Genomic DNA, 15,503 nt, shown 5'->3' on the forward strand with positions numbered 1-15,503 from the left:
TCGTTAAATAGTGTGAGCGGTGAGGGTAAAACCTCACCGTTTTTTTTATCGCTCTTCTCTGCAACCTATGATTTACCGTGCTTGTTATTTTGCATCTATATATTTGTACACGTATTTAGTATCAGAAATGGGGCCACCATCTGTCGATGATTTGATAAGTTGTGTAATTGGATATCCTTGCTTGTTGTAAGTATATGTAGAGGTTCTAATTGTAGTGCCGGGAATGCCTACACTGGTTTCTTTTAATTGATCATTTTTATTTGCAAAAGTGATGCCTGGTAATCTCCACTTATATCCTGTGTAAATGAATGGGTTTTTATTTATGCCATACTCAGTGTTTGTGGTATTACTTACTTTTCCTCCAGATTCCGGAGGGAATAACATTATCTGTGATGTTGAATTTTGATTTTCATAAATGTATTTTGATGTTGTTCCTTCTTTTTCAGGAAGTGTCGCTGAAGAAAATTCTGTCCAGTCTGTTATTTGTGAACCGTTGTTCTTTAATTTTATAATCAAGTTGTTTTTTGGATTTGATGCATCAGCGTAGGTGACTAATACCGGTATTTTGTTCTCATAAGAGAAGTCGTATGTTGCTATTGTACGATCTGTGGTGACGACAGATCTAATTAGTTTATTTTCATCGTCGTAGGTGTAAAGATAGTCGGCATCGGTAATGGTACTTCCACTTGCTCTTAAATGCAGATCAATAAGCCTGTTTTTATTATCGTAATTGTAGTCGAATTTATTTACCCCGGTACCAATATAAAGAGTTACGCTATCGATAAGCTGTTTGTCAGATATTGGTTCCATATCATCCTTCGTAGTGACTGGTATTATAGTGTGCTCAAATGTAGGCGTGTCTTTTGAGCAAGATATTAGTAATATTAATGTCGTTGTAAGAAGGAATAGCTTTTTCATATAGATAGTGCTGGTTTAGTGTTCAGGGTTTAGATCAAAAGTTTTGAATATATAATAAATAGCTATCATCAACAAACTAACTAAAACAACCTTTCTGCTTTGGGGTTTAAAAGGATATAATCCAGATCACAATAAAATTAAACATCTGAAACATGAAAAATTTTGAAACCTTAGTGGATGCCACTAACGACTTAACCAAAAGAGGATATACGGCTAATTTAAGCCTTGAAGGCGATACCATAGATGATAAATCACAGGATGTTCATATGACCGCTGACGATTTTGAAATAGATGAATTTTACCGTTTCGAGGGTCAAAGCAACCCCGATGACATGGCCATAGTTTACGGTATCAGTTCATCTAAATACAACTTAAAAGGGATACTTGTAAATGCCTATGGTGCGTATGCTAATGACAGTTCATCAGCTATACAAGCCAAATTACACCATAATCAGGTTAGTGATAACCTGCATGGCAGCGACAGGCCAACTCAATAAACTTGCAGTTACCAGTGGGCAGTTTTATGCATGCTGCCCACTGCAAACTGCTTACTGCAAACGTGCTAAAAGATCTCTTCCTTTTGATTGTATTGCCGGGCTTCCGGTGCGCATCATAAATTGTATCTGATTGGCCAGTTCTTCGGCTATCCAGTTGTAGCGTGGGCTTAAATTAAACAAGGTATCCGCAGCAAAAGCCTTAACTGCTACTTTTACTTTCGGATCTATTATCCAGTCGAAAAACTGTTCTACAACATCTTCCAGATCAAGCGATTGTAGCTTTAATTTTATGGATTCGGATGCATTGGGTGCTGTTAAGTGCATCATTATGCGCGCGTATTGCCTTTTGCAGCTTTCATTACTTACATCTTTTATCCGTTTAACTAAATATTCTAAATTTTGTATGTATAACTCAGGATTATATAAAATAGTAACATCCAATAACCATGCAGCCCTAAAGGCAGTTTGTTTATCGGGATGAAAGGTAATATCTATCATTTCATTCAAATCAAAATCCTGTGCTCTCAGTGTGGCAGATAGCCTTTCAATATACCCCCTGGTAGGGTCTGCCTTTAGTTGTTTTATCAACTCTTCCTTTGTGAATTTGCTATTCATTTATAAAATAAATTTATAAAAACTTTCTTTTATCTCATTGGCTTATAATTAATACCAATATAAACTATGTCATGTCAGTAAAGCAAAAAGCAAAAAAGAGTGTAAAAAAATGGTCGGCCCGCGTAACCGATACAAGTAATGCGCTTGATCTTGAAAATAATGTATTCAAATCAAAAGATCCTGAAGAAATAGCCGAATCATTAAAAGAATCGGCCGATAATAGTCATCGACGTAAGGGTTCGCCTTTCCAAAGTGCTATGTCCATGCTTAACTTTTACATTAACAGGGCGGGCAAAAACCTTACAAAAACACAAAAAAAGCCATTAGAGCGGGCAAAGAATAAATTGCGCAAACTGTATGGCCGGGAAGAAAAATAGCGTCAGTAAATTGCAACATTGCTAAGCCTTTTGGCGTCTTTAACCTTTATAACAGTAAGAATAATTATATCCTTTAAACAAAAATTATACATTTGCTGACCGTAAATTAATCGTAAATAAATGGTTAAATTCAATAGATTTAAGTTAGACAATGGCCTGCGCGTTATTGTTCACGAAGATAATACTACCCCAATGGCAGTGCTAAACATTTTATACGATGTTGGCGCCAGGGATGAGGACCCTGAGCAAACCGGCTTTGCTCATTTATTTGAGCACCTCATGTTTGGCGGCTCTGTAAATATTCCAAACTACGATGGCCCGTTGCAGCGGGTAGGTGGCGAAAATAACGCCTTTACCAGCAATGATATTACCAACTATTATATCACCCTGCCATCGGCCAATTTAGAAACTGCTTTTTGGCTGGAAAGTGACCGTATGCTAAGCCTTGCGTTTAGTGAGAAAAGCCTTGAGGTACAGCGTAATGTGGTTATAGAAGAGTTTAAACAACGCTACCTTAATCAGCCTTACGGCGATGTTTGGTTAAAGCTAAGGCCAATGGTATATAAAAGCCATCCGTACCAATGGGCTACAATTGGTAAAACCATCAAGCATATTGAGGATGCTAAAATAGAGGATGTAAGAGCCTTCTTTAAAAAGCATTACAACCCGCAAAATGCTATTATGGTAGTTGGCGGTGATGTAAAAACAGAGGACGTTAAAAGACTGGCCGAAAAATGGTTCGGGCCAATACCTGCAGGCGAGAAGTATAACCGCGATTTACCGCAGGAAGCACCCCAACAGGAAGAGCGCCGCCAAACAGTTACGGCCAAGGTGCCTTTAAATGATGTTTACATAGCCTTCCAGATGGAAGGACGTATGGATAAAAGTTATTATGTTATTGAACTGATGTCTGACATCCTTTCGCGCGGTAACTCATCACGTTTATACAAAAGTTTGGTTAAGGATAAGCAATTGTTTAGCGAAGTGCATGCCTACATTACGGGCAGTATGGATAGAGGGATGTTTGTGCTGGAAGGTAAACCATTAGAAGGCATAAGCATTGAACAGGCCGAAGCTTCGTTATGGCAGGAGTTGGAAAAGATCAAAGCTGAAGAAGTACCTGCGGATGAACTGACTAAGGTGAAGAACAAAACAGAATCGACCATGGTGTTCTCAGAAATGTCACTATTAGATAAGGCCATGAATCTGGCACATTATGAACTGATGGGTGATGCCGAAGAATTTAACCATGAAACAGAAAAGTTTTTGGCTGTAACATCAGCGCAGATCAAAGAGCAGGCCAATAAATTATTCAGAAAGGAAAATTCCTCCACACTGATCTATTTGGCCGAAGGCGTAGAAGAACCTACGGAAGTTGTTAACGAATAATGCATCAAAATATATAACATGAGCATTTTAGATAGAAGAACAGCACCAGAATTTAACGGTGTAGATAATATAAACCTGATACGGCCACTGCAAACCAGGTTAACCAACGGATGTAATGTTTTTACATTTGATTCCGGCGACCAGGACCTGGTACGTATTGAATGGGTGTTTGGCAATTTGCGTTTCAACCCCAAAAAACCACTGCTGAACGTAGCTGTTAATACCATGCTTACCGATGGTACAAGCAAATTAAATGCAGCACAAATTGCAGATAAGATAGACTTTTACGGTGCCTTTTTGCAGGTAGATTACAGCTACGATAATTCGCAGATAACACTTTATACATTAACAAAGCATCTTAAAACAACTTTAGATGTTATAAAAGATATCGTTACTGACTCCATATTTCCTGAAAAGGAACTGGAAACATTTGTACGTAACCAGCAGCAAAAGCTGCAGGTAAGTATGCAAAAAAACGATTTTGTTGCCCGCCGTATTTTTAACAAAGCTTTATATGGCGAAACCATTTACGGTTTAGGTGCCGAGCCGGAAGACTTTAAATCGCTAACAAGGGAAGATTTGCTGGCTCATTTCAAACAAATGTACCAGCCATCTAACTGTACCATCATTATTGCTGGCAAGGCTGATCCTGAGATACTGGAAGCTGTAAACCAGGCTTTTGAAGGTGCCTGGGGCGATGTTACATTACCTGCTGATATTTCACAGCCCGATCTGGAACCATCTGCAGAGCGTTTCTTTTATTCGGAAAAGGCGGATGCCTTACAATCTGCTATTCGCATAGGTACGCCGTTTGTAAACCGTATACATCCGGATTTTCCGGCATTACAAGTTTTAAATACTGTTTTAGGCGGATATTTTGGTTCAAGGCTAATGGCCAACATCCGCGAGGATAAGGGTTATACTTATGGTATTGGATCGGGCATGACTTCATTTAAACAAACCGGCGCGTTCTTTATCGCATCAGAGGTAGGTGCTGATGTTTGTAAATCTGCAGTAGAAGAAATAGAAAAGGAGATTAATCTATTAAAAGAAAATTTAATAGATGAGAAAGAACTTTCTTTAGTAAGGAATTACATGCTGGGTGCTTTATTAGGTAGCCTGGAGAATGTTTTTTCGCATGCAGATAAATTTAAGAACCTGTATTTTGCTGGTTTAGATTACGATTATTATGATCGTTACACTCAAACCGTAAAAACCATCACCGCTGAAGAATTGCAAATTTTAGCAAATAAATACTGGAATTTTGCAGATTTCTACAAAGTTATAGTAGGTAAATATTAAAAGGGTTTATTATTGTTGAATTACGATTTTAGAGAGTTATACAAAGAAATCTCCTTATCTAAAATCGTAATTCTATCAACCAATTGTAATCATTATAAAAATCCGAAATCGTAATTCTAAAATCCGAAATAAAAATCTATCTTTGCCCGGCAAATAATAACTCCAAATAATTATTTGCTATGCAGTTAGACCCATCCAAATTTGTCGCCGAAGGATTAACCTATGACGACGTACTTTTACTCCCCGCTTATTCTGAAGTTTTACCACGCGAAGTTAACACGAGCACTTTTTTAACAAAAAAGATCCGTTTAAACATCCCGATCATATCGGCCGCTATGGATACCGTAACCGAAGCAGGCCTGGCTATTGCCATTGCCCAGGCAGGTGGTATTGGTATGCTGCACAAAAACATGACCATACAGGCACAAGCCGACGAGGTGCGTAAAGTAAAACGTTCTGAAAGCGGCATGATCCAGGAGCCGGTTACCCTGCTGGAGAACGCGCTACTGTCTGACGCTGTAAACATTATGCGCGAAAACAGTATTGGGGGTATCCCGGTAATTGATGCCGATGGCAAACTGAAAGGCATCATCACTAACCGCGATCTGCGTTTTCAGAAAGACCTGACCGTGCCTGTTAGCGAGATAATGACCAAAACAAACCTGATAGTAGCGCCGCAAGGCACAACCCTGCAGGATGCTGCTGCCATATTACAGGATAACAAAATTGAAAAACTACCGGTTGTTAATAAGGATGGTAAACTGGTAGGGTTGATCACTTATAAGGATATCCAGAAAGTAAAAAACTTCCCTAACGCCTGTAAAGACGAGTTTGGCCGTTTGCGTGTAGGCGCCGCTGTTGGTGTTGCTGCTGATAATATTGACCGCGTTACGGCCCTTTATAATGCCGGGGTTGACGTTATAACGGTTGACACTGCCCACGGTCACTCAAAAGGGGTTATTGATATGGTAAAAGCCGTTAAACAGCTTTATCCTGATCTGCAGGTGATAGCGGGTAACATTGCCACTGCCGATGCTGCCATGGCCCTTGCCGATGCAGGTGCTGATGCCGTTAAAGTGGGTATTGGCCCGGGTTCTATCTGTACAACACGTATCATAGCAGGGGTGGGTGTACCACAGTTATATGCGGTTTACGAATGTGCCAAAGCACTTGAAGGTACCGGTATCCCGGTTATTGCCGATGGCGGTATCAAACAAACCGGAGATATTGTGAAAGCGATAGCCGCCGGTGCAAGCACCATTATGGCAGGTTCGCTGTTTGCAGGTGTGGAAGAAGCACCGGGCGAAACCATTATATATGAGGGTCGTAAATTTAAATCGTATCGTGGTATGGGCTCTATAGAGGCGATGGCAAAAGGTTCAAAAGACCGCTACTTCCAGGACGAGACCGACGTGGTAACCAAACTGGTACCCGAAGGTATTGTTGGTCGTGTACCGTTTAAAGGCAATATGGCCGAGGTAGTTTACCAATACATAGGCGGTTTACGTGCCGGTATGCACTATTGCGGGGCTGCCAATATCGAAGATTTGCAAAAAGCCAAATTTGTACGCATCACGGCTGCCGGTATGCGCGAAAGCCACCCACACGATATTACTATCACTAAAGAAGCACCAAACTATACAAGATAATTGATGTAGTTTAAATAATAATATTTTAGGCAGGTGGTTTAATGTTAAGCCACCTGTTTTATTTTAAGGATATGATATTAATAGATTTCTTAAATCGCCTTAAACAGGAATACGGTACTTTAGATTACCTGAACCAGGAGACTTATTATGGCCGCCTGTCCAGCTTGTTTGTATTGCTGGAATTGGATGGTGCACGCCTGGATGCCGAATATGAACTGGGCCTTTCCAAACTACTGGATAGGATGGGCGATATCAACGAGGAGGAACTGGAAATTGACCTTTCGCCAGATGAACTGAAACCGCTTATCCATAAAATAAAGTTGGGCCTGGCGCTTATCATCAATACAATAGAAGAATAATTCATTTTATATTTAGCGCTTAATAATTTTGTATGAAATCTATCTGTGTATTCTGCGGAGCTAATTTTAACGGCGATCCGGTACTTAAGCAAGCTGTTGAGCAACTGGCACAGGTAATGGTTGCTAAAGACATCAGCCTGATATATGGCGGCGGCAAGGTAGGGGTAATGGGCCTGCTGGCAGATGCGTTTTTGAGCAAAGGCGGCAAAGCTATCGGTATTATCCCACAGTTTTTAATAGATAAGGAAGTTGGCCATACGGGGTTAACCCAGCTGCATATCGTTGAAAATATGCACCAGCGTAAGCAAATGATGAATGACCTATGCGACGGGATCATTATGCTGCCCGGCGGTTTTGGTACACTCGAAGAATTTTTTGAAGTGCTAACCTGGTTGCAATTGGGCTTGCATAGCCATCCGGTGGGCGTGTTAAACGTAAACGGTTTTTACGATCATTTGCTATTGCAGATGGATGTAATGGTTGAGCAGCGTTTTTTAAAACAAACCAACCGCGATTTGGTGCTTACATCTGCCGATGCCATTGAACTGGTAAACCTGATGGAAAACATCGACATTAAACCCGATGAAGTTTGGTTCAGGGATAGGAATTTGACGTAGCTTTCGTTTTGTGGAAACCTTTATTTGTAATTGTTGCGGTATATGTCAATATCCGCCCAACAGCACAAGGATAATTAAAGTTTTTTAACACCGAATGGTTAATTATTATGCATGCATAATAAATCGGCTAATCTTAGGTTATTTCTGTTTAATTTTCCTAAAATTACACAACCTATTATAAATACGTATGGATCTGGAATTCAATAAAAATGAGGATGTTAACAAACAACTTGTTTACGAATTTAATACCAAGCTTAAAAAAATATACTTAGGTGGCGGTGAAAAAGCTGCTGCCAAACAAAAGGAAAAAGGCAAAATGCTTGCCCGCGAGCGCATTGCCTACCTGTTGGATGAAGATAAACCCTGGCTGGAAGTTGGTGCTTTTACTGCCGATGGCATGTATGCCGAGCATGGCGGCTGCCCAAGTGGCGGCGTAGTTTGCGGAATTGGTTATGTGAGCGGCAGGCAATGTGTGGTAGTGGCTAATGATGCCACCGTTAAAGCTGGTGCATGGTTCCCTATAACAGCCAAGAAAAACCTGCGCGCTCAGGAAATTGCAATGGAAAACCGCCTGCCCATCATATATTTAGTGGATTCTGCAGGGGTGTACCTGCCTTTGCAAGACGAGATCTTCCCCGATAAAGAACATTTTGGCCGCATCTTTCGCAATAACGCCATAATGAGCAGCATGGGTATCATCCAGATAGCTGCAATTATGGGTTCGTGCGTTGCCGGCGGCGCTTATTTGCCTATTATGAGTGATGAGGCCATGATTGTGGAAGGCACTGGTTCTGTTTTTTTAGCAGGATCATACCTGGTTAAATCGGCCATAGGCGAGGATGTAGATAATGAAACATTGGGCGGCGCAACCACGCAATGTGAAATATCAGGCGTTACCGATTACAAGCATCCAAACGATAAAGCCTGCCTTGATTCTATCCGCAATATCATGAACAAGGTTGGTGATTATAATAAAGCCGGGTTTGACAGGATCAAATCATCAGCCCCAAAACTAAAAGAAAAAGATATTTACGGCATATTGCCGGATGCACGGGATAAGGCCTATGATATGTATGAGATCATAAAGCGTTTACTTGATGATTCGGAATTTGAAGAGTACAAAGCCGGTTACGGGCAATCTATCATCTGTGCGTTAGGCCGTGTTGATGGTTGGGCAGTAGGTATTGTTGCTAACCAGCGCAAGGTTATCAAATCCAAAAAAGGAGAAATGCAGTTTGGCGGGGTCATCTATTCCGATTCGGCAGATAAAGCCACCCGCTTTATCATGAACTGTAATCAAAAGAAAATACCGTTGGTTTTTTTGCAGGATGTTACCGGATTTATGGTTGGCAGCCGGTCAGAGCATGGCGGCATTATAAAAGATGGCGCCAAAATGGTGAATGCTGTAGCTAATTCGGTAGTGCCAAAATTTACCATCATTATAGGTAATTCCTACGGAGCGGGTAACTATGCCATGTGTGGTAAAGCGTATGATCCAAGACTAATTTATGCCTGGCCATCGGCAAAAATTGCGGTGATGGGCGGCGCGCAGGCAGCTAAAGTACTTGTACAAATGCAGGCCGCCGGGTTAAAAGCCAATGGCGAAGAAGTAGACGATGTAAAAGAAGCCGAACTGCTTAAACAAACTACCGACCGGTATAATGCCCAAACCACACCATACTATGCAGCGGCAAGGCTTTGGGTTGATGGTATAATAGACCCGCTGGAAACGCGTAATGTGATATCAATGGGGATAGAAGCCGCTAACCATGCACCGATAGACAAGGCATTTAATGTGGGGATTATACAAACGTAGGTCAACCCATTACGCTTAGCATAAAGCCAATAGCATACGGCGAGTGTAATGCCTCCGTAGCTTGCATGGTTTGTTCTGCTGTTTCAGAGGCCCTTGTACGCATTTGTCTTTCGTAAATGGCAATTGCCGATTTGGTACCTGTAAACTCATCATTCAACAAGCATTTACTTAACTCTAATGCATCCAGCATAGCCATATTTACACCTTCGCCGGCGTATGGCGGCATCAAATGCGCGGCGTCGCCCAGTAGGGTTAAGTTAGGTAAAGCTTCCCAGTTTTGGTCAAGCGGCATGCAATATTGCGGCCGCGGTATAAAAGCGGTATTTGCATTCTCAAATAATTCTTGCCAAATTTCGTCCCAGTCGGCAAATTCCTGTTTAAACCAGGCAAGTACCTGTGCTTTGTTTTTAAAGTCTATTCCACTTTCCTGCACCCAATTTTCCTGAGTTTTGCAACTTGTATAAAACACCAGGCTACCATCGCCCTTAGAGCTTACTATAAAACATTTATTATTGCCAAAAGCAAATATTTTACCTCCATTTAATAGCTTGTGTATTTTTGGACTGCCTGTTTCAGAATTATATATGGCACCTTCAATTGCAGTTACTCCGGCATAAAAGGGTTTGATGGATGTAACATATGGGCGAATTTTTGAATTTGCACCGTCAGCACCTATTACAATATCGGCAGTGGCCGAAAGCCCGTTTTTAAAGTTTAATTGCCAGCCATCAGCGGATGCTTCCATATTTAAGAATTGGCTATCCCATACAACTGTCTCTGTGTTTAAAGACTCCAGCAAGATGTTTTGCAAAGGTCCCCGATCAATTTCGGGTCGCGAACGGTCATTTTGAGCATTAGCATGATCATCAAATACGATCACCGCATTTTCATCGGTAATGCGCATTTGATCGGCACCCGGCCTGTAGTTTGCCATAAAAGCACTCATCAAACCGGCTTCTTTTAACGCTAATAATCCTGATTCTTCATGAAGGTCGAGCGTTGCGCCTTTAGCACGGGCATCTTTATGTGCATCGCGCTCATAAACTTTTACAGCTGCTCCATTCATTTGTAAAAGCCTGGCAAGGGTTAAGCCACCCGGTCCGCCGCCTATTATCGCTATATTTTTATTTTCGATGATATTCATACTTGTATGCATTTAATAAGGGAGACGATTATGCTTCAATAATATTTGAAATAAAAAGCAAATGGCAATTTTTACACTCGTTTAATTTTTTTTGCGTGAAATTTTATATCTTCCAAAATGAAATATCTTTTGCTTCCTGCATTGTTCCTGCTTACTTTATCTGTTTCCGCGCAAAACGTTCAGAAAATTCATCAAAAAGCTATTTTGGTTGATACCCATAACGATGCGATATCTAACCAATTGATAACAAAAACTGATTTGGGGAAACTTCAAACCACTGGTAATTTTGATTTAATACGTGCAGAACAGGCCGGGTTAGATGCGCAGGTTTTTTCTATTTGGTGCAGTGGTCAATATGGAAACGGTACGGCCTATGCCTTTGCCAATCGCGAAATTGATTCATTATATGCATTGATAAACCGTAACCCGGATAAAATTGCGTTGGTACGAACCGCATCTCAGCTGAAAAAAACAGTCAAACATAAAAAGTTAGCCGCCATGATAGGGGTGGAAGGCGGCCACATGATAGAGAGCAGGCTTGATTATATTGATAGCCTGGCCAAACGCGGCATGACTTATCTTACCCTAACCTGGAATAATAGTACCCCATGGGCAACATCTGCCAAAGACGAAGAACTGCACGGAGATACTTTAAAGCATAAAGGTTTAACAGAATTTGGCAAACAGGTAATTAAGCGTCTAAATGACCTGGGAGTGATGATAGATCTGTCGCACCCCGGCGAAAAAACCTTTTATGATGTAATGGCCACTACTACCAAGCCGGTAATTGCGTCGCATAGTTGTGCTTATGCCCTGGCTCCGCACCGGCGTAATTTAAAAGACGATCAGCTTAAAGCTATTGCTGAAAACGGGGGAGTGGTATTTGTGAACTTTTACAGCGGCTTTGTAGATACTGCTTATACAGAAAAGCACGAAGCTTATCTGGCTAAGCATAAACCAGAACTGGATTCGCTTATCAAAATTTATAACGATTATGATTTGGCAAGTATCCGTCTGAATGTCATTCATAAAACCGAAGCCGACCAGTTTCGGCCCCCATTGAGCATGCTGATCAAACATATCGATTACATGGTAAAACTAATGGGTGTTGACCATGTAGGCATAGGTTCTGATTTTGACGGTGCCGAGTCCTATCCGCTTGGGTTGGATAGTGTAACCGACTACTATAAGATCACTGATGAATTGTTGAAATTGCACTATAAAAAAAAGGATATCAATAAAATATTGGGTGGGAATTTTATTAGGGTATTAAAGGCAAATGTGGGTAAGTAAGCAACGTTGATAAGTTTTACTGATAGCTGACCAACGTCTTTCTTCTTTTTATTAAATTCGCACCATAATTTAAGAATTAAATGTCACAAGATATTGAACATGTTAAATGCCTTATCATAGGTTCTGGTCCGGCGGGTTATACAGCTGCAATTTATGCATCAAGAGCTGATCTTCACCCTGTTATGTATACAGGCATGCTTGCCGGCGGGCAGCTTACCCAAACTACTGATGTTGAAAATTTCCCCGGTTACCCTGATGGTGTCATGGGGCCCGAAATGATGGAAGATTTTCGTAAACAGGCAGAACGTTTAGGTACCGATATCCGTTTTGGCTATGTAAGTTCAGTTGATTTTTCATCATTGCCGCATAAAGTAGTAGTTGACGAAAGCAAAACCATACTGGCAGATACAGTTATTATATCAACAGGTGCATCAGCCAAATGGCTTGGTTTAGAGTCTGAGCAAAAATACAGTGGTTTTGGTGTTTCGGCATGTGCTGTGTGTGATGGTTTCTTTTTTAAAGGACAGGATGTAGCTATAGTAGGTGCCGGTGATACCGCTGCAGAAGAAGCAACTTACCTGGCCAAATTAGCCCGTAAGGTATATATGATCGTTCGCCGTGATGAGTTCCGTGCATCAAAAGCAATGGTTCACCGGGTATTGAATACGGCCAACATCGAGATATTATATAATACCGAAACCCTTGAAATAATGGGCGACGGGCAAAGCGTAAATGGAGTAAAGGTTTTAAATAACCAAACCCAGGAAGAAAGAAACCTGGATGTTACCGGTTTCTTTGTTGCTATTGGTCATAAACCCAATACTGATATTTTTGAAGGCTGGTTGCATATGGACGCAACAGGCTATATTGTTACCAGGCCGGGTTCAACAGAAACTAATGTTGAAGGTGTTTTTTGCTGTGGCGATGCTCAGGATCATATTTACCGCCAGGCGGTTACAGCAGCAGGTACAGGTTGTATGGCGGCTATTGATGCCGAGCGTTATCTGGCAGCTAAAGAACATATAGTTACTGCTTAAGAAAAAAAGCAGCAGTTAAGATACAAACCAAGATATTAAGCCGTTTCCTTAAAAGGAAGCGGCTTTTTTGCTGTTTGAATTGTATTTTTTGCGATATAGTAATGCATTTTTTTTAAAATATGCTAAATTCACCACCTCATTATAACCTGGTTAACTTTCTGCTATGAATAAAAAGATCTTTGTTGTGCTTTTTACTGTACTAACCCTTGCTTCAGTTATTGTAAATGCACAAGATGCAAATCCTAACCTGGGTATTATTCCTGCGCCGGTATCTGTAAAAAAATCGGCCGGTCAGTTCATATTAAGCCAGCAAACTATAGTACAGGCTGATACGCCCAATAATAAAGCGGTTTTATTTTTCTCATCATTCCTGGCAAATAATATGGCTTATAACAGGCAGGTGGGTTTAAGAAATGCAACCGCGGAATCAAACGTTATTTATTTAACATCAGCAGGTACAGAAAACTTACCTGCCGAAGGTTACCGTTTAACCATTACACCACAGCAAATAACCGTTGCCGGTAAAGGAGCAGGTTTGTTTTATGGTATACAGACCCTTATCCAGCTAATGCCTGCAGAAAGAGCCGCGACTGCCAGGTTCCCTTGTGCTGTAATTGAAGATTATCCGCGTTTTGGTTACCGTGGATTGATGCTTGATGTTTGCCGTCACTTCTTTTCTGTAGAGTTTGTTAAAAAGTATATTGATCTGATGGCTGCGTACAAACTGAATACATTTCACTGGCATTTAACAGACGACCAGGGCTGGCGTATCGAAATAAAAAAATATCCTAAATTAACTCAAATAGCCAGTCAGCGTGCGCAAACTGTAATAGGTAATTACCGTGATCGTAACCCGCAGCAATTTGATAATACCCCTTACGGTGGCTATTACACACAAGACCAGATCCGTGATGTGGTTAAATATGCGGCAGACCGTTATATTACTGTGGTGCCAGAAATTGAAATGCCGGGCCACTCACAAGCTGCACTGGCCGCTTATCCCGAATTAAGTTGCGACCCCGGCCTTACCTATAAAACAGCCGAAACATGGGGCGTTTTTAATAATATCTATTGCCCTTCAGAAAAAACATTCAGCTTTTTGCAGGATGTATTGACAGAGGTGATAGACCTTTTTCCAAGTAAATACATCCACATTGGTGGCGACGAAGCACCCAAGACGGTTTGGAAAGATTCCAAATTTTGTCAGGATCTCATTAAAAATTTAAAACTAAAAGATGAGCACGGTTTGCAAAGTTATTTTATCCACAGGATGGAAAAGTTTGTGAACTCAAAAGGGCGCAGTATTATTGGCTGGGATGAGATTTTAGAAGGCGGGCTTGCACCCAATGCCACTGTAATGAGCTGGAGAGGCGAAGAAGGTGGTATTGCCGCAGCAAAACAGAACCATGATGTAATAATGACACCCGGCAATGCTGGGTTATACATAGACCATAGCCAGGGCAAACTAAACCAGGAACCATTGAGCATTGGTGGTAACGAGCCGGTTTCAAAGATTTATAGCTATAACCCAACCCCGGCCGCTTTAGATGCCGAACAGCAAAAACATATTTTAGGTGTGCAAGCCAACTTGTGGACGGAGTACGTAACTACAGATAACAAAGTGCAATACATGCTGCTGCCACGCATGCTCGGCTTATCTGAAGTTGCATGGACACCGTTAGCTAACAAAAACTTTAAAGACTTTTCTGAAACCCGCCTGCCTGCTCATTTTGCATGGCTGGATAAAAACGATTTTAACTACCGTGTTCCGCAGGCTATTGGTGCTGTGGACACTACTATGATAGGTTCACAATTAAAAGTGAATTTAAAGTCGCCGGTTTTGGGCGCAAAAATTTATTATACTATTGATGGTTACACACCGCGCGAAACCGACAATGAATACACCATACCTATGACGTATATGGTACCTATTGACCAGTACCGCGAGTTGCAGACCATTGTTATTACCCCCTCAGGTAAACGCAGTGCTGTAACAAAAACAGTTATGTATAATAAGGCGCCAATGGCTCCGGTAATTTATACCGGTACAGCAACCGGGTTAAAATATCAGGTATCTGCAGGTACTTATGTGAACACCACACAGATCAACCCTGCCGCAGTAATTGATACAGGTATAGCAAAAAGCTTTAGCACTGCAACATCGGCCTTTAAAAAAGCGTTTGGTAAATATGGCGTTGTATTTAATGGTTATATAAAGATTGATACTGATGGTAATTATGGTTTTTCAACCCAGTCAACCAATGGTTCGGTATTATTAATTGATGATGTACCGGTTGTTGATAATGACGGTAAGCATGGCGCTTATGAACAGGGTGGTGCTGTACCATTGTTAAAAGGTTATCACCGCATTACTATAAAATATGTAGATGCAGCGCTTACAAACAGTACTTTACGTTTATATATGACTATACCGGGTAAGCCAAAAGGCGAACTATCGCCGGATATGATGTTTAACTGATCAATTATAAT

Annotated in this window: 14 protein-coding genes; 11 read left to right on the forward strand and 3 right to left on the reverse strand. The window is 41.1% G+C overall.

All coding sequences use genetic code 11. The annotated features are described in order from the left end of the window. Positions 1-84: 84 nt before the first annotated feature. Positions 85-918, reverse strand: a complete 834-nt coding sequence (locus WC743_RS19875; RefSeq protein WP_373014837.1) for a hypothetical protein — start codon at positions 916-918, stop codon at positions 85-87. Positions 919-1,070: 152 nt separating this feature from the next. Here WC743_RS19875 and WC743_RS19880 point away from each other — a divergent pair, with 152 nt between their 5' ends. Then, complete coding sequence (locus tag WC743_RS19880; RefSeq protein ID WP_373014838.1) at positions 1,071-1,415, forward strand: phosphoribosylpyrophosphate synthetase; 345 nt, start codon at positions 1,071-1,073, stop codon at positions 1,413-1,415. A 51-nt stretch (positions 1,416-1,466) separates the two neighbouring features. On the opposite strand, the gene WC743_RS19885 is transcribed toward WC743_RS19880, so the two are convergent. After that, complete coding sequence (locus WC743_RS19885) at positions 1,467-2,030, reverse strand: hypothetical protein (RefSeq protein WP_373014840.1); 564 nt, start codon at positions 2,028-2,030, stop codon at positions 1,467-1,469. Positions 2,031-2,101: 71 nt separating this feature from the next. Between WC743_RS19885 and WC743_RS19890 the strand changes: the two genes are divergently transcribed. From WC743_RS19890 to WC743_RS19920, 7 genes are all read left to right on the forward strand, one after another. After that, on the forward strand, positions 2,102-2,407 hold the full coding sequence (locus WC743_RS19890; RefSeq protein ID WP_373014841.1) for a DUF3175 domain-containing protein: 306 nt from the start codon (positions 2,102-2,104) through the stop codon (positions 2,405-2,407). Positions 2,408-2,527: 120 nt separating this feature from the next. Further along, a complete protein-coding gene (locus WC743_RS19895; RefSeq protein WP_373014843.1) occupies positions 2,528-3,796 on the forward strand; it encodes a M16 family metallopeptidase in 1,269 nt (422 codons plus the stop codon). Between the two features lie 18 nt (positions 3,797-3,814). Further along, positions 3,815-5,098 (forward strand): M16 family metallopeptidase, encoded by a 1,284-nt coding sequence (locus WC743_RS19900; protein WP_373014845.1) that lies wholly within the window; start codon positions 3,815-3,817, stop codon positions 5,096-5,098. Positions 5,099-5,277: 179 nt separating this feature from the next. Continuing rightward, positions 5,278-6,747 carry an IMP dehydrogenase gene (gene guaB, locus WC743_RS19905; protein WP_373014847.1) on the forward strand — a complete coding sequence of 490 codons (1,470 nt, stop codon included), beginning with the start codon at positions 5,278-5,280 and terminating at the stop codon, positions 6,745-6,747. Between the two features lie 71 nt (positions 6,748-6,818). Next, a complete protein-coding gene (locus WC743_RS19910; protein WP_373014849.1) occupies positions 6,819-7,106 on the forward strand; it encodes a hypothetical protein in 288 nt (95 codons plus the stop codon). 32 nt (positions 7,107-7,138) lie between these two features. Next, the gene (locus WC743_RS19915; RefSeq protein WP_373014851.1) at positions 7,139-7,723 is read left to right on the forward strand and encodes a TIGR00730 family Rossman fold protein; all 585 of its coding nucleotides are present in this window, start codon (positions 7,139-7,141) and stop codon (positions 7,721-7,723) included. A gap of 187 nt (positions 7,724-7,910) precedes the next feature. Then, a complete protein-coding gene (locus WC743_RS19920; RefSeq protein WP_373014852.1) occupies positions 7,911-9,539 on the forward strand; it encodes an acyl-CoA carboxylase subunit beta in 1,629 nt (542 codons plus the stop codon). A 1-nt stretch (position 9,540) separates the two neighbouring features. On the opposite strand, the gene WC743_RS19925 is transcribed toward WC743_RS19920, so the two are convergent. Next, complete coding sequence (locus WC743_RS19925; RefSeq protein WP_373014854.1) at positions 9,541-10,683, reverse strand: FAD-dependent oxidoreductase; 1,143 nt, start codon at positions 10,681-10,683, stop codon at positions 9,541-9,543. Between the two features lie 117 nt (positions 10,684-10,800). Between WC743_RS19925 and WC743_RS19930 the strand changes: the two genes are divergently transcribed. From WC743_RS19930 to WC743_RS19940, 3 genes are all read left to right on the forward strand, one after another. Then, positions 10,801-11,976: a dipeptidase gene (locus tag WC743_RS19930; RefSeq protein ID WP_373014855.1), complete on the forward strand. Its 1,176-nt coding sequence runs from the start codon at positions 10,801-10,803 to the stop codon at positions 11,974-11,976. A gap of 80 nt (positions 11,977-12,056) precedes the next feature. After that, positions 12,057-13,013 (forward strand): thioredoxin-disulfide reductase, encoded by a 957-nt coding sequence (gene trxB / locus WC743_RS19935; protein WP_373014857.1) that lies wholly within the window; start codon positions 12,057-12,059, stop codon positions 13,011-13,013. Positions 13,014-13,176: 163 nt separating this feature from the next. Continuing rightward, entirely contained in the window at positions 13,177-15,492 is a 2,316-nt protein-coding gene (locus WC743_RS19940; protein ID WP_373014858.1) for a family 20 glycosylhydrolase, read from the forward strand. Positions 15,493-15,503: the final 11 nt, after the last annotated feature.

Origin of the sequence: Mucilaginibacter sp. (assembly GCF_041660805.1) — a bacterium.
In the GTDB taxonomy this organism is placed as follows: Bacteria; Bacteroidota; Bacteroidia; order Sphingobacteriales; family Sphingobacteriaceae; genus Mucilaginibacter.